At 64.1% G+C, this 21,200-nt stretch carries 14 protein-coding genes; 7 read left to right on the top strand and 7 right to left on the bottom strand.

The features are described from left to right. Nucleotides 1-13: 13 nt before the first annotated feature. On the bottom strand, nucleotides 14-2,947 hold the full coding sequence (gene glnE, locus ACPZMI_RS15760) for a bifunctional [glutamate--ammonia ligase]-adenylyl-L-tyrosine phosphorylase/[glutamate--ammonia-ligase] adenylyltransferase (RefSeq protein WP_426352602.1): 2,934 nt from the start codon (nucleotides 2,945-2,947) through the stop codon (nucleotides 14-16). 384 nt (nucleotides 2,948-3,331) lie between these two features. On the opposite strand from glnE, the gene aceE reads away from it, so the two are divergent. The 5 genes from aceE to ACPZMI_RS15735 all read left to right on the top strand — a co-directional run bounded on the left by aceE (nucleotide 3,332) and on the right by ACPZMI_RS15735 (nucleotide 12,037). Beyond that, on the top strand, nucleotides 3,332-5,977 hold the full coding sequence (gene aceE / locus ACPZMI_RS15755) for a pyruvate dehydrogenase (acetyl-transferring), homodimeric type (RefSeq protein WP_054892164.1): 2,646 nt from the start codon (nucleotides 3,332-3,334) through the stop codon (nucleotides 5,975-5,977). Between the two features lie 12 nt (nucleotides 5,978-5,989). Beyond that, nucleotides 5,990-7,633, top strand: a complete 1,644-nt coding sequence (gene aceF, locus ACPZMI_RS15750) for a dihydrolipoyllysine-residue acetyltransferase (protein WP_426352601.1) — start codon at nucleotides 5,990-5,992, stop codon at nucleotides 7,631-7,633. Nucleotides 7,634-7,917: 284 nt separating this feature from the next. Continuing rightward, a complete protein-coding gene (locus ACPZMI_RS15745) occupies nucleotides 7,918-10,611 on the top strand; it encodes a putative bifunctional diguanylate cyclase/phosphodiesterase (protein ID WP_186667486.1) in 2,694 nt (897 codons plus the stop codon). A gap of 139 nt (nucleotides 10,612-10,750) precedes the next feature. Beyond that, a complete protein-coding gene (gene msrA / locus ACPZMI_RS15740) occupies nucleotides 10,751-11,419 on the top strand; it encodes a peptide-methionine (S)-S-oxide reductase MsrA (RefSeq protein WP_426352600.1) in 669 nt (222 codons plus the stop codon). A 3-nt stretch (nucleotides 11,420-11,422) separates the two neighbouring features. After that, nucleotides 11,423-12,037 (top strand): glutathione S-transferase, encoded by a 615-nt coding sequence (locus tag ACPZMI_RS15735; protein ID WP_426352599.1) that lies wholly within the window; start codon nucleotides 11,423-11,425, stop codon nucleotides 12,035-12,037. A 119-nt stretch (nucleotides 12,038-12,156) separates the two neighbouring features. Here the strand turns inward: ACPZMI_RS15735 and creD are convergent, their stop codons facing one another. The 4 genes from creD to rloA2 all read right to left on the bottom strand — a co-directional run bounded on the left by creD (nucleotide 12,157) and on the right by rloA2 (nucleotide 16,351). Next, nucleotides 12,157-13,485, bottom strand: coding sequence for a cell envelope integrity protein CreD (gene creD, locus ACPZMI_RS15730; RefSeq protein WP_426352598.1), 1,329 nt, complete (start codon nucleotides 13,483-13,485; stop codon nucleotides 12,157-12,159). Between the two features lie 116 nt (nucleotides 13,486-13,601). Continuing rightward, nucleotides 13,602-15,035 (bottom strand): two-component system sensor histidine kinase CreC, encoded by a 1,434-nt coding sequence (creC, locus tag ACPZMI_RS15725; protein ID WP_426352597.1) that lies wholly within the window; start codon nucleotides 15,033-15,035, stop codon nucleotides 13,602-13,604. Then, the gene (creB, locus tag ACPZMI_RS15720) at nucleotides 15,035-15,715 is read right to left on the bottom strand and encodes a two-component system response regulator CreB (protein ID WP_426352596.1); all 681 of its coding nucleotides are present in this window, start codon (nucleotides 15,713-15,715) and stop codon (nucleotides 15,035-15,037) included. Before creB ends, creC begins: the two co-directional genes overlap by 1 nt. Before the next feature lie 132 nt (nucleotides 15,716-15,847). After that, the gene (gene rloA2 / locus ACPZMI_RS15715; protein WP_288375797.1) at nucleotides 15,848-16,351 is read right to left on the bottom strand and encodes a retropepsin-like aspartic peptidase RloA2; all 504 of its coding nucleotides are present in this window, start codon (nucleotides 16,349-16,351) and stop codon (nucleotides 15,848-15,850) included. A gap of 181 nt (nucleotides 16,352-16,532) precedes the next feature. Here rloA2 and ACPZMI_RS15710 point away from each other — a divergent pair, with 181 nt between their 5' ends. Both ACPZMI_RS15710 and ACPZMI_RS15705 read left to right on the top strand, forming a co-directional pair. Continuing rightward, complete coding sequence (locus ACPZMI_RS15710; RefSeq protein WP_186720162.1) at nucleotides 16,533-17,420, top strand: acyltransferase; 888 nt, start codon at nucleotides 16,533-16,535, stop codon at nucleotides 17,418-17,420. 160 nt (nucleotides 17,421-17,580) lie between these two features. Continuing rightward, on the top strand, nucleotides 17,581-18,942 hold the full coding sequence (locus ACPZMI_RS15705) for an APC family permease (protein WP_426352595.1): 1,362 nt from the start codon (nucleotides 17,581-17,583) through the stop codon (nucleotides 18,940-18,942). Nucleotides 18,943-18,998: 56 nt separating this feature from the next. Here the strand turns inward: ACPZMI_RS15705 and ACPZMI_RS15700 are convergent, their stop codons facing one another. After that, complete coding sequence (locus ACPZMI_RS15700) at nucleotides 18,999-19,562, bottom strand: DUF2780 domain-containing protein (RefSeq protein WP_186720164.1); 564 nt, start codon at nucleotides 19,560-19,562, stop codon at nucleotides 18,999-19,001. Between the two features lie 159 nt (nucleotides 19,563-19,721). Beyond that, nucleotides 19,722-20,921: a formaldehyde dehydrogenase, glutathione-independent gene (fdhA, locus tag ACPZMI_RS15695; protein ID WP_054892154.1), complete on the bottom strand. Its 1,200-nt coding sequence runs from the start codon at nucleotides 20,919-20,921 to the stop codon at nucleotides 19,722-19,724. Nucleotides 20,922-21,200: the final 279 nt, after the last annotated feature.

Here is a 21,200-nt window from a genome sequence, read left to right as displayed (position 1 = left end):
GCCAGCGCGGTAATCAGCTCAAACCCAGCTCACCCCAGATTCGCCGCACCTCGCGGCGCTCATCGACAAGCTGCCCGGCATCGATCACCCCGGCTTGCTTCTGCAATGCCTGGCGGTGCGAAGCGGAGCGGAAGGTCTTGTACACCTCGCGCAACAAAATCGCGTCCTCGGCGGGCATCAATCCGGCCTGCTCCAGCTCTTCGAGGATGCGAATGTTATCGGTCCAGCGCAGCAGGGCCGGATGATCGTGGGACCAGGCCAAAGCGGCGTATTGCACCATAAATTCGATATCCACGATACCACCGGCATCCTGCTTGACATCGAACGGCTGGCCGGGCTCGAAGGCGTTGTCGGCGGTACCGGCGACGGTACTCTTGCTGCCCAGGCTGGCGCGCATCTTGGCGCGCATCTCGCTCACTTCCTGACGCAGCGCATCGAGATCGCGGGCCTTGCCCAGCACGCCGGCACGCACCGTTTCGAAGGCACTGCCGACCTGCTTGCAGCCCACCAGCACACGGGCCCGCACCAGGGCCTGGTGCTCCCAGGTCCAGGCCTCGTTCTGTTGGTAGCGCTCGAAGGCCCCGAGCGAGCTGACCAGCAGCCCCGACGCACCGGAGGGACGCAGGCGCATGTCCACATCATAGAGCTGGCCGGAGTTGGTCTGGGTGGTCAGCAGGTGAATGATGCGCTGGCCCAGGCGGGTGAAGAACTGCGCGCCGTCGATGGGCTTGGCGCCATCGGTCTCGGCGTTTGGATCGCCGTCGTGGATGAACACCAGGTCCAGGTCCGAGCCATGCCCCAGCTCGATGCCACCGACCTTGCCGTAGCCGACGATGATGAAACTTGGGTCGCACAGGCTTCCATCACTGCGCTTGGGCTGGCCATGACGGGCCACGGTCTGACGCCAGGCCAACGCCAACACCTGGTCGAGAATGGCCTCGGCCAGCCAGGTCAGATAGTCGCTGACCTTCATCAAGGGCAGGTTGCCGCTGATTTCGGACGCCGCCACACGCAGGCTGTGCGCCAGCTTGAAGTGGCGCAGGGCCTCCATCTGCTGTTCCAGGTCGTCCTCGGGGATGCGCGTCAACCGCTCGCGCAGCTCCGACGCCAGTTCCGGCGCCAGCGGCGGGCTGAACAGGCGGCCTTCGTTGAGCAGTTCATCGAGCAGCAGCGGGAAACGCGTGATCTGCTCGGCGATCCACGGGCTGGCGGCACACAGAGTCAGCAGACGACGCAGGGCTCCAGGGTTTTCGGTCAGCAACACCAGATAGGCCGAACGCCGCGCGACCGCCTCCACCAGCGGCAGTACCCGCTCCAGCACCAGGTCGGGGTTGTCGTGCTCGACGGTCTGCGCCAGCAGGCGCGGAATGAAAGCATCCAGGCGTTCCCGGCCAATGCGCTGCATCGAGCGCAGCGACGGGCTGGCACGCAAGGCGGCCAAGCGCCGCAGGGCCTCGCCCGACTGCTTGAACCCGGCCTCTTCCAGTTGGCGGCCAGCGGCCTCCTCGTCCTGCGCCTGCTCCCACAGCGGCGACCACTCGCCGCCCACCACCAGCTCGCCCTCGGCTTCCTCTTCGTCCGGGTCGGCGATCACCTGGCGGAAGTGCCAGTCGACCCGACCACGCCACTGCATCAGTTGGTCATGGAACGCCTGCCAGTCGGCAAAGCCAAGGATGTAGGCGACCCGTTCACGATCGAGCTCGGCATCCGGCAGCATCTGGGTCTGGCGGTCGGCGATGGCCTGGATCGCATGTTCGGTGTAGCGCAGGAACTCATACCCCTCGCGCAGCTCGGCCACCACTGCCGGCGGCAGGTAGCCCTGCCCTTCAAGCGTGGCCAGCACCTTGAGCAGCGGACGTTGCTGCAAGCTCAGGTCGCGCCCGCCGTGGATCAGCTGGAACGCCTGGGCGATGAACTCGACCTCGCGAATGCCCCCGGCGCCGAGCTTGATGTTCTCGGCCATGCCCTTGCGCCGCACTTCCTGCTGGATCAGCTGCTTCATGGTGCGCAGCGCCTCGATGGCGGAGAAATCCAGGTAGCGCCGGTAGACGAACGGTCGCAGCATCTCCTGCAACTGCGCCCCGGCCACCTGGTCACCCGCCACCACGCGGGCCTTGATCATGGCGTAGCGTTCCCAGTCACGCCCCTGGTCCTGGTAGTACTGCTCCAGGGCATTGAACGAGAGCACCAGCGCGCCGGCCGAGCCATAGGGGCGCAGGCGCATGTCGACGCGGAACACGAAACCGTCGACGGTGACCGGGTCCAGCGCCTTGATCAGGCGTTGCCCGAGGCGGGTGAAGAACTCCTGGTTATCCAGCGAGCGCTTGACCCCTTCGGTCTCGCCGCCTTCGGGAAAGGCGAAGATCAGGTCGATGTCCGACGACAGGTTGAGCTCCACCGCGCCCAGCTTGCCCATGCCCAGCACCACCATGTGCTGCGCCAGGCCGCTGCGGTTGCCGATCGGCGTGCCGAACTGCTGGCAATGGCGCGGGTACAGCCATTGGTAGGCTTCGTCGATCGAGGCGTCGGCAAGCTCGGACAGGTCGCGGCAGGTCTCGCCCAGTTCGGCCTGGCGGGTGATATCGCGCCAGATGATCCGCACCTGCTGACGGTTGCGCGCGCGGCGCAGGTTGCGCGCAAGTTCGTCTTCGCTCTGCGCAGCGTCGGCGGCGGCTTTTATATGGGCACGCAGTTGGCCGGGAGCATAGGTGCGGTCCATTTCACCGCTGGCGAGCAGCTCGAACAGCGTCGCCGGCTCGCGCTGCGCCTGCTCGAGGACGAAATCGCTGGCAGCAGCCACCTGATCGAACTGCAGGCGATGCGCCGGGCTCCAACTGTCTGGATTAAGATCCGGATGCGCCGCCAGCGCCTCCTGCAGGAATTGTCGGTTACGGGCGACCAGCGGTTGCAGGGCGCCAGGCAGATCGAGCGGCAAAGGCAGGCGCATGGTCTATCCTTGATCGGCGTGAATGAGAGAGGTGGGTGCAGGCGAAAGAGGGACGAGCCGCGGTTGGACTGTCATACAAAAGTTGTAAATAGCTGAAAAACTCGAATCATTGGTACGAAACATCAAGAAACCTCTTGTGCCAGTGCGATACCAACCAACAGGAACGTTTTTCTCCACAACCCGAAAGGCGGCCACAAGCCGTTTTTCTGTAGTATTACTACTCCCTCGACTGCTCAAAAGCATGAAATGCCAAAGCATTTGTAGTAAAACTACACGGCGCCGGATGACTGTCCGGCAAATCCAAGAATTCACGACGTCTGCCCAAAAGGCCAGTCGCAAACTCAGGCTTCCGATTCTGGTTGCCTTTCCGCCCTGGAGCAAGCCATGCAAGACCTCGATCCTATCGAAACCCAGGAATGGCTGGATGCCCTGGAGTCGGTCCTCGACAAAGAAGGCGAAGACCGCGCTCATTACCTGATGACCCGCATGGGCGAACTGGCCACCCGCAGTGGTTCCCAGTTGCCTTACGCCATCACCACGCCATACCGCAACACCATCCCTGTCACCCACGAAGCACGCATGCCTGGCGACCTGTTCATGGAACGCCGCATTCGCTCGATGGTGCGTTGGAACGCCTTGGCCATGGTCATGCGTACCAACCTGAAGGACTCGGACCTGGGCGGACACATCTCGAGCTTCGCCTCCAGCGCCACCCTCTACGACATCGGCTTCAACTACTTCTTCCAGGCCCCGACCGAAGAACACGGCGGCGACCTGATCTTCTTCCAGGGCCACGCCTCGCCAGGCGTCTACGCCCGCGCCTTCATGGAAGGCCGCATCAGCGAAGAGCAGATGAACAACTTCCGCCAGGAAGTGGACGGCAACGGCCTGTCTTCGTACCCGCACCCCTGGCTGATGCCTGACTTCTGGCAGTTCCCGACCGTTTCGATGGGTCTGGGTCCGATCCAGGCGATCTACCAGGCACGCTTCATGAAGTACCTGGAAGCCCGCGGCTTCATCCCGGCCGGCAAGCAGAAGGTCTGGTGCTTCATGGGTGACGGCGAGTGCGACGAGCCGGAATCCCTGGGCGCGATCGCCCTGGCCGGCCGCGAGAAGCTGGACAACCTGATCTTCGTCATCAACTGCAACCTGCAGCGCCTCGACGGCCCGGTTCGCGGCAACGGCAAGATCATCCAGGAACTCGAAGGCGTGTTCCGTGGCGGTGGCTGGAACGTCAACAAGGTCGTCTGGGGCCGCTTCTGGGACCCACTGCTGGCCAAGGACACCAACGGTGCCCTGCAGCGCCGCATGGACGAAGTCATCGACGGCGAGTACCAGAACTACAAGGCCAAGGACGGCGCGTACGTCCGTGAGAACTTCTTCAACACCCCAGAGCTCAAGGCCATGGTCGAAGACCTGTCCGACGACGAGATCTGGAAGCTCAACCGTGGCGGCCACGACCCGTACAAGGTCTACGCGGCGTACCACCAGGCTGTGAACCACAAAGAGCAGCCGACCGTCATCCTGGCCAAGACCATCAAGGGTTACGGTACCGGTGCTGGCGAAGCCAAGAACACCGCGCACAACACCAAGAAAGTCGACGTCGACAGCCTGCGTCACTTCCGCGACCGCTTCGACATTCCGGTCAAGGACGCCGACCTCGAGAACCTGCCGTTCTTCAAGCCTGAAGAAGGTTCTGCCGAAGCCAAGTACCTGGCCGAGCGTCGCGCCGCACTGGGTGGCTTCGTGCCACAACGCCGCGCCAAGAGCTTCAGCGTGCCGACCCCGCCACTGGAGACGCTCAAGGCGATCCTCGACGGCTCGGGCGACCGCGAAATCTCCACCACCATGGCCTTCGTGCGCATCCTGGCGCAACTGGTCAAGGACAAGGAAATCGGCCAGCGCATCGTCCCGATCATCCCGGACGAAGCCCGTACCTTCGGTATGGAAGGCATGTTCCGCCAGCTGGGCATCTACTCGTCGGTCGGCCAGCTCTACGAGCCAGTCGATAAAGACCAGGTGATGTTCTACCGCGAGGACAAGAAGGGCCAGATCCTGGAAGAAGGCATCAACGAAGCCGGCGCCATGTCGTCCTTCATCGCTGCCGGTACCTCGTACAGCTGCCACAACCAGCCGATGCTGCCGTTCTACATCTTCTACTCGATGTTCGGCTTCCAGCGTATCGGCGACCTGGCCTGGGCCGCTGGCGACAGCCGCACCCGTGGCTTCCTGATCGGCGGTACCGCCGGCCGTACCACGCTGAACGGCGAAGGCCTGCAGCACGAAGACGGTCACAGCCACATGATGGCGGGCACCATCCCGAACTGCCGCACCTACGATCCGACCTACGGCTACGAGCTGGCGGTGATCATCCAGGACGGCATGAAGAAGATGACCGAAGAGCAACAGGACATCTTCTACTACATCACCGTGATGAACGAATCCTACCAGCAGCCTGCCATCCCGGCCGGTGCCGAGGAAGGCATCATCAAGGGCATGTACCTGCTGGAAGAAGACACCCGCGAAGCCGCGCACCACGTTCAGCTGATGGGCTCCGGCACCATCCTGCGCGAAGTCCGCGAAGCGGCGAAGATCCTGCGTGAAGAGTTCAACATCGGTGCCGATGTATGGAGCGTCACCAGCTTCAACGAACTGCGTCGCGACGGCCTGGCCGTGGAACGCGCCAACCGCCTCAAGCCTGGCCAGAAGCCACAGCAGACCTACGTCGAGCAGTGCCTGAGCGGTCGCAAGGGTCCGGTCATCGCCTCCACCGACTACATGAAGCTGTTCGCCGAGCAGATTCGTCAGTGGGTACCAAGCAAAGAGTTCAAGGTCCTGGGTACCGATGGCTACGGTCGCAGCGACAGCCGCAAGAAGCTGCGTCACTTCTTCGAAGTCGACCGTCACTTCGTGGTGCTGGCTGCCCTGGAAGCCCTGGCTGACCGTGGCGAGATCGAACCGAAGGTTGTCGCTGACGCCATCGTCAAGTTCGGCATCGACCCGGACAAGCGCAACCCACTGGACTGCTGAGGAGTAACTTAAGTGAGCGAACTCATTCGCGTACCTGACATCGGCAGCGGTGAAGGTGAAATCATCGAGCTGTTCGTCAAGGTCGGCGACCGCATCGAAGCGGACCAGAGCCTGCTGACCCTGGAGTCGGACAAGGCCTCCATGGAGATCCCGGCCCCCAAGGCCGGCGTCATCAAGGAGCTGAAGGTCAAGCTGGGCGACCGCCTGAAAGAAGGCGACGAACTGCTGGTCCTGGAAGCCGAGGGCGCCGCTGCGGCGCCTGAGGCTCCGGCCGCCGCCCCGGCTGCTGCCCCTGCGGCCGCTGCACCCGCCGCTGAAGCCGCCCCTGCTCCGGCACCTGCCGCAGCACCGGCTGCCGCCAGCGTGCAGGACATCCACGTGCCGGATATCGGCTCGTCGGGCAAGGCCAAGATCATCGAAGTGCTGGTCAAGGTCGGCGATACCGTCGAAGCCGACCAGTCGCTGATCACCCTGGAATCCGACAAGGCTTCCATGGAGATCCCATCGCCTGCCGCCGGCGTGGTCGAAGAAGTCCTGTGCAAGCTGGAAGACGAAGTCGGCACTGGCGACCTGATCTTCAAGCTGAAAGTCGCAGGCGCCGCGCCTGCGGCCGCTCCGGCACCAGCTGCTGCCCCGGCAGCCGCCAAGGCCGAGGCTGCTCCGGCTGCCGCACCCGCCGCTGCCGCCCCAGCTGCTGCCCCTGCACCGGTTGCTACCGCACCGGCCGCTGGCAGCAATGCCAAGGTTCACGCAGGCCCTGCCGTTCGTCAGCTGGCTCGTGAATTCGGTGTCGACCTGGGTGCTGTTGCCGCCACCGGCCCGCACGGCCGCATCCTGAAAGAAGACGTGCAGGTCTACGTCAAGGCCATGATGCAGAAGGCCAAGGAAGCACCGGCAGCCGCTGGCGCAACCGGTGGTGCTGGCATCCCGCCGATCCCGGCCGTGGACTTCAGCAAGTTCGGTGAAGTCGAGGAAGTCGCCCTGACCCGCCTGATGCAGGTCGGTGCTGCCAACCTGCACCGCAGCTGGCTGAACGTGCCGCACGTGACCCAGTTCGACTCCGCCGACATCACCGAGCTGGAAGCCTTCCGCGTTGCGCAGAAAGCCGTGGCGGAAAAGGCCGGCGTCAAGCTGACCGTCCTGCCGCTGCTGCTCAAGGCCTGTGCCCACCTGCTCAAGGAGCTGCCGGACTTCAACAGTTCGCTGGCACCAAGCGGCAAGGCCATCATCCGCAAGAAGTACGTCAACGTCGGCTTCGCCGTGGACACCCCGGACGGCCTGCTGGTCCCTGTGATCAAGAACGTCGATCAGAAGAGCCTGCTGCAACTGGCTGGCGAAGCAGCTGCGCTGGCTGAAAAAGCCCGCACCAAGAAGCTGTCGGCCGACGACATGCAGGGTGCCTGCTTCACCATCTCCAGCCTCGGTCACATTGGCGGCACCGGCTTCACGCCGATCGTCAACGCGCCGGAAGTGGCGATCCTCGGTGTTTCCAAGGCGACCATCCAGCCAGTCTGGGACGGCAAGGCCTTCCAGCCGAAGCTGATGCTGCCGCTGTCGCTGTCCTACGATCACCGTGTGATCAACGGCGCTGCCGCTGCGCGCTTCACCAAGCGCCTGGGCGACCTGCTGACGGACATCCGCACGCTGCTGCTGTAATGCTGCACCCCGCCTCCCCTCACCGGGGAGGCTGTACCGATTTCGAGCTGCCACGCTCGTACCTCAACCCCGCCCCTGGCGGGGCTTTTTTTGCCTGAAAACAACCTTCCCATGAAGGGCCGCGAGGCGCGCAAGCTTCAGATTTCCGACGCCCAGCCGACAACCTGCATACGCTGCCCCACATGGCCGCTTGCCAGCCCACGGGACATGATGCACCCTTGCTCAACGCGCCGCCGCTTACCTGCGGCATACCGCGCCAACCGCCTTGTTCAAGCGAGTCTTCGATGAAAAGCCAACCCGATGCCGCCAGCCGTGTGGCGGCCGAGGTCGTGACGCAGTTACCCGTGCCCTCGCGGCTCGGGATGCTGCGTTTCGAGCGGCTGAACGAAGCCAGTTGGGCCATGCTCTACCTCGACCCGGGCTGCGATCGCCAGTTCGGCCTGCCCGCAGCCGAACTCTGTGCCCTGATCGGCTCGCCCTATGCCAGTCTCATGGAGCCTGAAGCGCGCTACAAGCTGCACGACGAGATCCAACTGCAGTTGGCGCGGCGCAACCACTACCGCGTGCGCTATACCCTGCACGCCGGCTCCGGGCCCCTGCGCCTGCTGGAGGTCGGCGAGGCCTACAAGCAGCACAATCGCCAACTGCTGCGCGGCTACCTCACGGTGCTGGACGACCAGGCAGAAGAAATCCCGGGCCTGGACGCAAACGATCTCGAGTCACGCAACAGCCGCCTGCAACTGGCCCTGCAACTCAACCAGCGCGCCCAACAGGAGCAACTCGAGCACCTGGAACGAGTGCGTGCCCAGCAGGACCTGATCCTGCGCCTGGCACGCCAGCGCTACAGCGCCAGCAACTCGCTGCTCGAAGCCGCCGAACTGATCACCCGCAGCGCCTGCGAAATCTACAAGCTCGACTGCGCCAGCATCTGGTACCTCAACGAGCAACGCCTGGAACCGATCACCGCCTGGTTCCAGCACGAGCAGGCCCACCGCCTGCCGCAGCCGATCGACGCCAGCCACTACCCGGATTACCTCGACGCCCTGCACGCCAGCCGCGCCATCGACGCCCACAACGCCAGCCATGACCCACGCACCCGGGACATGGTCCAGGGCCTGCTCAACACCGCCGACAATGCCATGCTCGATGCCAGCATCCGCGTCGACGGCCAGGTGGTCGGCGTGCTCTGCCTGGAGCAGACCGGCCAGCCGCGGGCCTGGCAGTCCGACGAAATCGCCTTTGCCGGCGAGCTGGCCGACCAGTTCGCCCAGGTCATCACCAACCACAACCGCCGCACCGCCACCAGCGCCCTGCACCTGTTCCAGCGTGCGGTAGAGCAGAGCGCCAGCGCCTTCCTGCTGGTCAATCGCGACGGGGTGGTGGAGTACGTCAACCCAAGCTTCACCGCCATTACCCAGTACAGCACCGACGAAGTGCAGGGCCACCACCTGGCCGAGCTGCCGGCACTGGAAAACCTCAGCCAGATCCTGTTCGACTCACCGTCGAGCCTGGCCATGGGCAACAGCTGGCAAGGTGAATTCAAGAGCCGGCGCAAGAGCCTGGAACCCTACTGGGGCCAGTTGTCGATTTCCAAGGTGTATGGCGACAACCGCGAGTTGACCCACTACATCGGCATCTACGAAGACGTCACCCAGAGCAAGCTTGCCCAGCAACGCATCGAGCGCCTGGCCTACACCGACAACCTCACCAGCCTGGGCAACCGCCCTGCGTTCATCCGCAGCCTCGACGAACGCTTCGCCCGCGACGGCGACAGCCCGATCTGCCTGCTGCTGGTCGACATCGATAACTTCAAGCGCATCAACGACAGCCTCGGCCACCAGACCGGCGACAAGCTGCTGATCAGCCTGGCCCGCCGTCTGCGCAACAGCCTGAGCAGCGGTGGCAGCCTGGCGCGCTTTGCCAGCAACGAGTTCGCCGTGCTGCTGGACGACACCGGCCTCGAAGACGGCCAGAACATCGCCCAGCAGTTGCTGCGCACCCTCGACAAGCCCATGTTCGTCGACAACCAGCTGATCAACGTCACCGCCTCCGTGGGCCTGGCCTGCGCGCCCCTGCACGGCGCCGACCCGCAGACCCTGATGAAGAACGCAGGCCTGGCCCTGCACAAGGCCAAGGCCAACGGCAAGCATCAGGTCCAGGTGTTCACCGAAGTGCTCAACGCCGAGGCCAGCTACAAGCTGTTCGTCGAGAACAACCTGCGCCGGGCCCTGACCCAGAACGAGCTGGAGGTCTTCTACCAACCCAAGCTGTGCCTGCGCAGCGGTCGCCTGTTGGGCCTGGAGGCGCTGCTGCGCTGGAACCACCCCGAGCGCGGCATGATCCGCCCCGACCAGTTCATCAGCGTGGCCGAAGAGACCGGCCTGATCATCCCCATCGGTAAATGGGTGGTGCGCCAGTCGTGCCGCATGAGCCAGGAGCTGCGCGAGGCCGGCATGGGCAATCTGCACGTGGCGATCAACCTGTCGCCCAAGCAGTTCTCCGACCCCGAGCTGGTCAGCTCGATCGGTGCCATTCTCAAGGAAGAAGCGCTGCCCCCGCACCTGCTGGAACTGGAGCTGACCGAGGGCCTGCTGCTGGAGGCCACCGAAGACACCCGGCGCCAGCTCGACGAGCTCAAGCAGCTGGGGCTGACCCTGGCCATGGATGACTTCGGTACGGGCTATTCATCGCTGAGCTACCTGAAGAAGTTTCCCATCGACATCATCAAGATCGATCGCAGCTTCATCAGCGAGATTCCCGCCAACCAGGACGACATGGAGATCACCTCGGCGGTGGTGGCCATGGCCCACAACCTCAAGCTCAAGGTGGTCGCCGAAGGCATCGAGACCTCCGAACAGCTGGCGTTCCTGCGTCGCCACCGCTGCGACGTCGGCCAGGGCTACCTGTTCGACCGGCCGATCCCCGGGCGCGAGCTGGTCGACAAGCTCAGGCGCTACCCGCGCGGGCCGGTGGCCTGACAGGCGCGTAAACCTCGGGCACTATAGGGGCCATGCGGGCCTCTTCGCGGGCAAGCCCGCTCCCACAGCAACCCCTGTAGGAGCGTGCTTGCCCGCCAACAAGCCACAACCGCTCCCACTGTCAGACAGAGGAACAATCATGGTCCTGCGCTCGGAAATCCTCGTGAACAAAAACGTCCTGCCCACCGCGGAACAGGCCCTGCCTGGCCGCGAAACCCCTATGTCCCTGCCCGAATTCCACTACGTGTTCGAAGGCACCCCGCTGCTCGGCCCATTCTTCGAAGGCAGCATCGACTTCGCCATCTTCGGCCTGGGCTGCTTCTGGGGCGCCGAACGACGTTTCTGGCAGCGTGAAGGCGTGGTCAGCACCGTGGTCGGCTACGCCGGCGGTTTCACCCCCAACCCGACCTACGAAGAGGTCTGCTCGGGCCTGACCGGCCACACCGAAGTGGTGCTGGTGGTGTTCGACAAGGACAAGGTCAGCTACCGCGAACTGCTGGCGATGTTCTGGGAACTGCACAACCCGACCCAGGGCATGCGCCAGGGCAACGACATCGGCACCCAGTACCGTTCGGCCATCTATTGCACCTCGCCGGAGCAACTGGAGCAGGCCAAGGCCAGCCGCGATGCCTTCCAGACCGAGCTGAGCAAGGCCGGTTTCGGCGAGATCACCACCGAGATCGACCAGGCGCCGACCGTCTACTTCGCCGAGGCCTACCACCAGCAGTACCTGGCCAAGAACCCCGGAGGCTACTGCGGCATCGGTGGCACCGGCGTGTGCCTGCCCCCCAGCCTGCAGGGTAACTGACCCATGATCCTGTTCCATTCGCCGCTGTCGCCGTTCGTGCGCAAGGTCATGGTGGTGTTGCACGAGACCGGCCAGCTGGACCGCGTGACCCTGCAACCCGTCAACATCAGCCCGGTGAGCGGTGACGAGCAGCTCAACCAGGACAATCCGATCGGCAAGATCCCGGCCCTGCGCCTGGACGACGGCAGCGTGCTGCACGACAGCCGGGTGATCTGCGAGTACCTCGACACCCAGCACGTCGGTAACCCGCTGGTTCCCCGCGAGGGCTCGGCGCGCTGGCGGCGCCTGACCCTGGCCTCCCAGGCCGATGCGATCATGGATGCGGCGGTGTCGAGCCGCTATGAAAGCGTCCTGCGTCCTGAAGACAAGCGCTGGGATGGCTGGCTGCAGGCGCAGTCAGAGAAGATCCGCCGAGGCCTGGCGGATCTTGAGCAGCATCACCTGGCAGAGATCGCCTCCGGCTTCGACATCGCCTCGATCGGCGTGGCCTGCGCGCTGGGCTACCTGGACCTGCGCCAGCCGGAGTTCGGGTGGCGTGACCAACAGCCCGGGCTGGCTGCATGGTATGCCCAGGTGTGCCAGCGGCCATCGATGCTGGCTACAGTGCCGGTAGCCTGAAGCCCCCGTTCGCGGGCAAGTCGGAGCGCCGACTTGCCCGCGAATGCCTCACCCCGACCTGGCAGGAAACAACATCCCCACCCGAACCGCCAACCAGCGCCCGATCGCCTTGTCCTCCCTCATGCCACCCTCCCCACCCGCGACCAGTCCAGCCGCCGGGTCAGCACCATGAACACCCCGAGCAAGCCAAAACACAGCAGCGAGCCCATCAGCAGCGCATAGTCCTCGGCACTCAGCAGCCCGTAGAGCAGGCCATACAGCGCCGCCAACCCCAGCGCAAAACCCGCCCCGCGCACCGGGCTGTGCAGCACATGGCTCAAGTAGAAGCCGATCAGCAGCACACAGGCCGCCGCCGACAAGCCGTACGCCAAGCCGAAACCCAGGTGTTCCGACAGTGACAGCAGCAACAGATAGAACAGCGCCAGCGCCGCCCCCACCAGCATGTACTGCATCGGGTGCACGCTGAGGTTCTTCAACACCTCGAACAGGAAGAAGCCGGCAAAGGTCAGCGCGATGAACAGCAGCGCGTACTTGATCGCACGTTCGCTCTTGAGGTACTGGTCCACCGGATCGACGAAGCTCACACCAAAGGTGCGCCCACTGAAATCCGCGCACTTGTCCGCACCGGCGCATTGGCGCAGCGCGTCTTCCAGGTTGGTGGCAAAGAACGAGGTCTGCCAGCGCGCGGTGAAGCCCTGGGCATTGATTTCACGGCTGGCCGGCAAGTAGTTGCCGATGAAGCTCGGATGGGGCCAGTTGGCGCGCATCTCGACCCGGCTGCTGCGCCCCACTGGCAATACATGGAGTTGTCCGGTGCCCTGCAGCGCCAGGTCGAAGGCATAACTGAACTCGCGGGCAGCCTGGCCATCCAGCCCCGGCAGAGCGACGCGCACGCCACCGGCCATCCAGTCCAGGCCGGTGCCTGCTTCGAACGGCAGGCGCTGATCGTCGAGGCTCAGTTCCAAGGCGTTCTCGATGCCACGAATATCGCTGATGCCCACCACCATGAACGGTTTGTCGAACCGGTAGTCGTCGTAGTCCTTGTCGATACCCCAGCGCTCGGGCAGCTTGAAGCGGCCACTGACATGGTTCTTGGCATGGAACAACCGCGCCTGGTAGATGCCACGGGCGCGCAGCTCGGTATCGACCTGGCTGGCGACCTCGAAGGTTTCCGGCAGGAAGTACAGGTGGCCGCTGACAGTGCTGGTTTCCTGCACACTCTTGCCGTCCTTGTCGATCCAGCGGCGCTGGTACTTGCGGTACGGCACCACCAGCAGCGGGCCGCTGATCTGCTGGTCGAAGCTCGAGCTCTGGGCGATGTCCTGCAGCACGCTATCGCGCGCGGCCTGGCGTTCATCGATCAGGCCACCGATCATCAAAAGAGGGATCAATAACAGCAGCATCAGCAGGACGATCATGCCGAGCTTGAAACTCAGGGGCTTGTTCATGGGGCGTTGGCTCCGGTTGTGATGGGCGCAGGTTGCGCCCATCACATGGAGACAATGGGGAGGGTTTGTGCAGATTGTGTGGAGATGGCGAGCCGGTCTCGAATCCGGCGCCGGAATCAGCCCATGCGCCGCGCAGGCAGCCACAGCCTGACCCGCACCCCGCCGTCGACGTTATCGACCGCCAGCGCTCCACCATGCAGCTGCATCACTTCGTCGACAAAGTTGAGCCCAAGCCCGGTGCTCTTGCGTCCGGTCCCTGGCCGCGGCAAGGAATAGAAGCGCTCGCTGACCCGCTCGATGGCGTAATCCGGAATCGCCTCCCCCTGGTTGAACAGGCTTAACGCAACCCGTTCGCCATCCTGCACCCACTCGAACGACAACGTGCCGCCGGCCGGCGTGAAGTCGAGTGCGTTGTCCACCAGGTTCGCCAGCGCCTGGCGCAACAGGAAGGGGTCGCACAGTAACAACACACCACCCGGCACCTGTTGCCGGATCTGCAATCCGGCACTGTCGATCCGCGCCGCATACCCGTGCAGCAACTCGTCGAGCAGTGCCGCAAGCGGCACCTGCTGCTCATCCTCCAGCGCCTGCATCTGCTCGACCCGCGCCAGGTTGAGCAAGCGCTCGATCATCTGCTGCAAACGCTCGCTCTCACGCTCGATATTGCTGGCAAAACGCGCCCGCTGCTCATCCGGCATCGGCCCCTGCAACAGCTCGGAAGCCCCGCGAATCGCCGCCAGTGGGCTCTTCAGCTCATGGGTGAGGGTATGCACATAGCGCTCGACATACGCCTTGCCCTCCAACTGCGTGCGCATGCGCTCCACCGCCGTGGCAAGTTGCAGCAGTTCGCCGCCCTTGTAGTGCGGCAGCGCCGCGCGCTCGCCCTCACTCACCGCCTGGGCGTAGCGGGTGAGACGGCGCAACGACCGCGCCAGCCACCAGGACAGCGCCGCGCCCACCAGCAGCCCGAGCACGATCAAGCCCAGGCCGAGCGTCAGCAAACGTTGCTCGGAGCGGTCGATATAGGGTTGCAGCGAACTGTTGGGCTTGGCCACCGTCACCACTCCGATGACCTGGCCGTTGTCCATGATCGGTGCCGCCACATGCATCACCGAGGTGCTTTCGTCGTCCGGATCGCTGCGGGTCGAACGCGCGCCATACTGGCCGCGCAGGGTCAGGTAGACGTCGTTCCAGCGCGAGTAATCCTTGCCCAGTGCCTGGCCACTGGAGTCGAGCAGGACGATGCCTTGGGCGTCGGTGACATAGATCCGGTGACTGACCTGGTTTTTCGCCAGCCCCCAGATATCGGCACCCGGGCGGCGCTGCCCGTAGGATTCGAGCACTTGCGGCAGACGACTTTGCCCAAGCGTGCCGGCCTTGACGTCATCGTGAAGGATTTCTGCCAACAGGTTGGCGGTGTCCACCAGGGTTTCCTCGGAAGACTGGCGCACCACCGGGCGAATCTGTTCGCGCACGGTATTGAGCAGGAAGTAACCCGACAACCCGACGAACAGGAAGTACACCAGAAAGATCCGGATCCCCAGGCGCATCAGGCGTGATCCGGGCTGTAGCTGTAGCCCAGGCCGCGATGGGTCTGGATCGGCTCGGCGTCGGCCACGACCTGGCGCAGCTTGGCGCGCAGGCTCTTGATGTGGCTATCGACGGTACGTTCGTAACCGGCATCCGAGGACACGCCCAGGCCGTTGAGCAGTTGCTCGCGGCTGAACACCCGCCGCGGTTGCTCGAGCAGGCAGTGCAACAGGCGAAACTCATGGCGGGTGAGTGTCAGCGCCTGGCCCCGGTAGAGAATGCGCATACCCCGCGTATCGACTTCGAACGGCCGGGCTTCGCCCACCGCCTCGCCCCGGGGCGCCATGCGCTTGAGGATCGCCCGCACCCGCGCAGCCACCTCGCGCGGGCTGAACGGCTTGACCACATAGTCGTCGGCACCGATTTCCAAGCCTACGACCCGGTCGATCTCACCATCGCGGGCACTGAGGAACATCACCGGCACCTCGCTGAAGCGGCGCAGCTGGCGACAGGTTTCGAAGCCGCTGATATCGGGCAGACCGATGTCGAGGATGACCAGGTCGGCCGGACGCTGGCGCATCTGATCGAGCGCGGCGCTGCCCAGGTTCACCCAGGTGGTGGTATGGCCGTCGGCCTGGAGGGCGTAGACCAGGGTGTCGGCGATGGCGGATTCGTCTTCGACGATGAGGATGTGGGGCATGGGTGAGGCTCTGAGGGTCTGGTCGTCGATTGTCCGACCGGGCCCTACCGCCGGACAAGCCCACTCCCACAATTGCAGGTTGACGCTGCACCTGCGGGAGCGAGCTTGCCTGCGAGAGGCCAGCCCGGACGATCAGCAGTCCGGTTTGTCTGCGGTATAGCGCCGCGCCGGGTTCACCGCCGCCTTGAACTCACGCAGCGCCTTGGCGCCAATCAGCAGCGGGTAGTTGAAGTTGCTGCGGTCGGTCAGGTTGACCTCCACCGTGCGCTTGACGTCGCCCAGGCACAGCTCCAGGTCCACCACCGGGCGGCGGGCGGCCTCGGCCGGTTCGTCCTCGTCGTCTTCATCGCCCGAGCGGGCCTTGATCTTGCTGATGCGCGCCACCTTGTGCTCGTAGACCTTGCCGTCGGCGTCCTTGGTCGCCAGGCGGAATCGCACCCACTCCTCGCCGTCGCGGGTGAAGGTCTCGATATCCTTGGCCGACAGCGAAGCGGTCAGCGCGCCAGTATCCATCTTGGCCTTGAGGGTCTGGCCAATCTCGGGGAGCTTGATGTACTCGTAGCGGCCATAGAGTGTCGGCTCGGCGGCCATCACCGGCAGCGCCAGCAGTGACAGGAGGGCAAGCAGTGGTTTCACGGGAAACATTCCTTGAGATGAGACAGTGCTTAGACTACGCGGGCAGGATAGGTTCGTTGTCATAGCCTATCCAACATAATGTGAAACATTTGTGCCTTCCATTGGGCACTGGACGTTTGGCGTAGGGCCTCGCCCTGCTTATCATTGCCAACCGCAAATTTCACACAACAAGAGTCTCCTTATGCGTCGCCTGCTGACCGGCATTCTCACAACAGCCCTGCTGCTGCTCAACACCCTGGTGCTGATCGGGCCGCTGCTGGTCTTCGCCCTGCTCAAGCTGGTGCTGCCCGGCCGTGGCCGCGACTATGCCTCATGGGCGGTGATGTGGATCGCCGAGACCTGGTCGGAAATCGACAAGGCCATCTTCGCCCTGTGCATCCCCACGCAATGGGACATCCGTGGCATCGAGAACCTGAACCCGAACACCTCCTACCTGTGCATCAGCAACCACCAGAGCTGGGTCGACATTCCCGCACTGATCGAAAGCCTCAACCGCCGGGTGCCGTTCTTCAAGTTCTTCCTCAAGAAGGAGCTGATCTGGGTGCCGCTGCTGGGCCTGGCCTGGTGGGCGCTGGACTACCCCTTCATGAAGCGCTACAGCAAGGCCTTCCTCGACAAGCACCCCGAACTCAAGGGCAAGGACCTGGAAATCACCAAGGCAGCCTGTGAGCTGTTCAAGCGCCAGCCGGTGACCGTGGTCAACTACCTTGAAGGCACGCGCTTCACCGAAGCCAAGCGCGCACAACAGCAGTCGCCGTACCGCCACCTGCTCAAGCCCAAGGCTGGCGGCGTGGCCTTCGTGCTCGCCGCACTGGGCGAGCAACTCGATGCCCTGCTCGATGTGACCATCGTCTACCCCGGCAACAAGGCGCCGGGCTTCTGGGACCTGCTCAATGGCAGCATCAGCCGGGTGACCATCGACATTCAGGTGCGTGAGCTGGACCGCACCCTGTGTGAAGGCGACTACGAGAGCGATCCGGCGTTCCGGCAGCAGGTTCAGGCGTGGGTGAACCAGTTGTGGGAAGACAAGGATCAACGCATCGAGCAGCTGCGCGCCGAGATGCGCTGAGCATGATCTCTGCGTATTTGCGGATCTGGCCGCGAATACGCGTCCAGATGCTCGATTAAAATCCATATTTATAATTGAGATAAGCAACTCTTTGTTTGTCATCGTCCAGTCGCCTGGATAAAAATCGATCTACACAATTACAAAAAGCCAGGATCGATCGATGGCCCACACACCCTCCTCTTCCGCCGAGGCGCCAGCCCCACAACTGCGCCGCGTGCTCGGCCTCCCCGCACTGGTGTTCTTCGGCCTGGTGTACATGGTCCCGCTGACCATCTTCACCACCTACGGCATCGTCACCGAGATCACGGGCGGGCGCACCGCAGGTGCCTATCTCGTCACCCTGCTGGCGATGCTGTTCACCGCCACGTCCTACAGCTTCATGGTCAAGCGTTTTCCGGTCGCAGGCTCGGCATACTCCTATACAAACCTCGCGTTCGGTCCGAATATCGGCTTCCTGGCCGGCTGGTCGTTGCTGCTCGACTACCTGTTCATCCCGATGATCAACTACCTGCTCATCGGCCTTTTCCTCAACCTCGCTTTCCCTGCCATCCCGGCCTGGAGCATCGTCCTGGCATCGATTGCCCTGGTCACCCTGCTCAACGTGATCGGCATCCACTCGGTGGCCAAGGCCAGCAACCTGATCGTCGGCGCGCAGATCGTCTTCATCGGGGTGTTCGTCGCCCTGTCCTACCAGAGCCTCGCCGGACAACCGGTAGAGATGCTGGCTCCGCTGCGGGGCGACGGCAGTGCCCCGGGCTTCGCGGCGTTGATGGCCGGGGCGGCGGTGCTGTGTCTTTCGTTCCTGGGCTTCGATGCAGTGTCGACACTGGCCGAGGAATGCAGGGACGCCCGTCGCGACGTACCGCGGGCGATCATCCTCACCACCCTGGGTGCCGGGCTGCTGTTCACCGTGCTCGCCTATGTCAGCCAGTTGGTGCTGCCAGGCAGCGCATTCAGCAACGTTGACGCCGCCGCCAACGAGGTGATGCTCAAGGCCGGCGGCCAGTTCCTCGCCAACTTCTTCACGGCCGCGTTCGTCGCCGGCAGCCTGGGCTCGGCACTGGCCTCCCAGGCGGCGGTGTCACGTATCCTCTTCACCATGGGCCGTGATGGCGTGCTGCCAAGGCGCACCTTCGGCCACCTGTCGCCACGCTTCGGCACACCGGTGTTCGCCATCGTGCTGGTCTCGGCCTTTTCGCTGCTGGCACTGGTGATCGATCTGGCGACCCTGGCATCGCTGATCAGCTTCGGTGCGCTGGTGGCGTTCTCGGTTGTGAACCTGGCAGTGGTGCGCACGCACCTGATCGACGAGCGTACCCATCGCACTCCAACAGGGCTGCTGCGCTATGGCTTGGTGCCATTGGTCGGGTTGGGGCTGACGCTGTGGTTGTGGACCAGCCTGTCGGCGTTGACCCTGGTGATTGGCCTGTGCTGGTTCGCCCTGGGGCTGGCTTACCTGGCGGTGCTGACGGCCGGCTTCCGGCGGCCGGTGCAACTGATGGACTTTTCCGAGGCGGGGTAACGGCGTGTCCGCGCCGGCTTTTTCGCAGGCAAGCCCGCGAAAGGGCCGGCTGGCTGTCAGACCGATGGCACCGCACTTGCCGGGCTGCCCCACAGGCTGCCCAGGTTCTGCAGCAACGAACCGGCAATGCCCTGCTGCCCCAGGTACTGCAGGATCAACGGCGCGAACTGGCCGATCATGCCGGTATCCATGCCTAGCGCCTTGAAGGCGTTATCCAGGTCGTTGCGATTCTCGACATTGCCCAGGGCATTGCTCAGCGCCGACGGGTGCTGGTTGTTCTGCCCCAGCAACTCGCCCAGCCCGTTGAGCCCGCCCAGGGCGTTGGCACCGGACAACAGGTCCAGACCGGGCACCGCCTTGGTCAACTGGCCGTAGTCGTCATTGCTCAGGTTGTTGCGCGCAAGGCCCAGCATGGCGCCAGCGCCGCCGACAGCCTGCTCGGGGGTGATCTTCAGTTCGCTGCCCAGGGTATTGAGCAGATTGGCCTGGGCAGCCGGCGCCTGGACCTGGCCTTTCGGGGTCTGCATGGCCGAGACAGCATTGGCGGCATCGTTGAGGTTGAAGGCGAACACCGGGCTTGCGGCCAGGGTCATCAGGGTTGCCAGGGTGAATGCTTTCATCGGGGGACCTCGTAGGCCGGGATGGCCTGGAAAACGAGGTGTTGGACTGGGGGCCCGGAGGTTTGTTCCTGCCGGGGGTCGGCAAGAAGCGAGCCCGCCCCACAGGCCTGTGGGAGCGGGCTCGTCCCGCGATTGGGCCGCAAAGCGGCCCCAAAAACCTCAGGCAGCGCTGAAGGTCCTGTGCGGATCGATCACGAATTTCTTCGGCACGCCCGCATCGAACTCACCGTACCCTTCCGGCGCCTGATCCAGGCTGATCACCTGCACGCCCACCACTTCGGCGATGTTGATCCGATCCCACATGATCGCCTGCATCAGCTGGCGGTTGTACTTCATGGTCGGGGTCTGGCCGGTGTGGAAGCTGTGCGACTTGGCCCAGCCCAGGCCGAAGCGGATGCTCAGCGCGCCGATCTTCGCCGCCGCGTCCACCGCGCCCGGGTCTTCGGTCACGTACAGGCCCGGAATGCCGATCTTGCCGGCCACACGGGTGACCTGCATCAGCGAGTTGAGCACGGTCGCCGGGGCTTCGTGCTTGGCGCCTTCATGGCCGTGGCCGCGGGCTTCGAAGCCTACCGCATCGACGGCGCAGTCCACTTCCGGCTCGCCGAGGATGTCGATGATCTGCTCGTGCAGCGGGGTGTCCTTGGACAGGTCGACCACCTCGAAGCCCTGGGACTTGGCGTGGGCCAGGCGCAGCGGATTGAGGTCACCCACGATCACGCAGGCGGCGCCCAGCAGGCGTGCCGAAGCGGCAGCGGCCAGGCCGACCGGGCCGGCGCCTGCCACATAGACGGTGCTGCCCGGGCCGACGCCTGCGGTGACAGCGCCGTGGTAGCCGGTGGGCAGGATGTCCGATAGGCAGGTCAGGTCACGGATCTTCTCCATGGCCTTGTCGCGGTCAGGCAGTTTCAGCAGGTTGAAGTCGGCGTACGGCACCAGCACGTATTCAGCCTGGCCGCCGGTCCAGTCGCCCATGTCGACATAACCATAGGCACCACCGGCACGGGCCGGGTTGACGGTCAGGCAGACGCCGGTGTGCATTTCCTTGCAGGAACGGCAGCGCCCGCAAGCGACGTTGAACGGCACCGACACCAGGTCGCCGATCTTCAGGCGCTCGACATCGCGGCCCAACTCGACGATTTCACCCGTGATCTCATGGCCGAGAACCAGGCCGACCTGAGCGGTGGTGCGGCCCCGGACCATGTGCTGGTCGGAACCGCAGATATTGGTGGAGACCACCTTGAGGATCACGCCGTGCTCGATCTTCTTGCCGCGCGGATCCTGCATCTTGGGGTAGTCGATCTTCTGCACCTCGACCTTGCCTGCGCCGAGATACACCACTCCACGATTACCAGACATGCTCTTACCTCGCTTGATTTGTATTTATGCAGCGGTGGTTGAAGCGCCGCCGTCCCTGGGCGGCCTGTGTTACTGGAATGAGGGGAATTGTGGGCTTGATGGGGGATGTCGCAGTGACTGGATGCGACAGGGGATTATCTGTTTACGGCAGGTCGAAAGTGGTGAGGCCATTCGCGGGCAAGCCCGCTCCTCCAACACTGTGGGAGCGGGCTTGCCCTCAAAAAGGCCCGTGCAGACATCAGAGAACGACAATCCTTTTTGCGTTCAAAAACACCCATC

Origin of the sequence: Pseudomonas wayambapalatensis (assembly GCF_049942315.1) — a bacterium.
In the GTDB taxonomy this organism is placed as follows: domain Bacteria; phylum Pseudomonadota; class Gammaproteobacteria; order Pseudomonadales; family Pseudomonadaceae; genus Aquipseudomonas; species Aquipseudomonas wayambapalatensis.
This window is presented reverse-complemented; position numbering and strand designations above follow the sequence as displayed.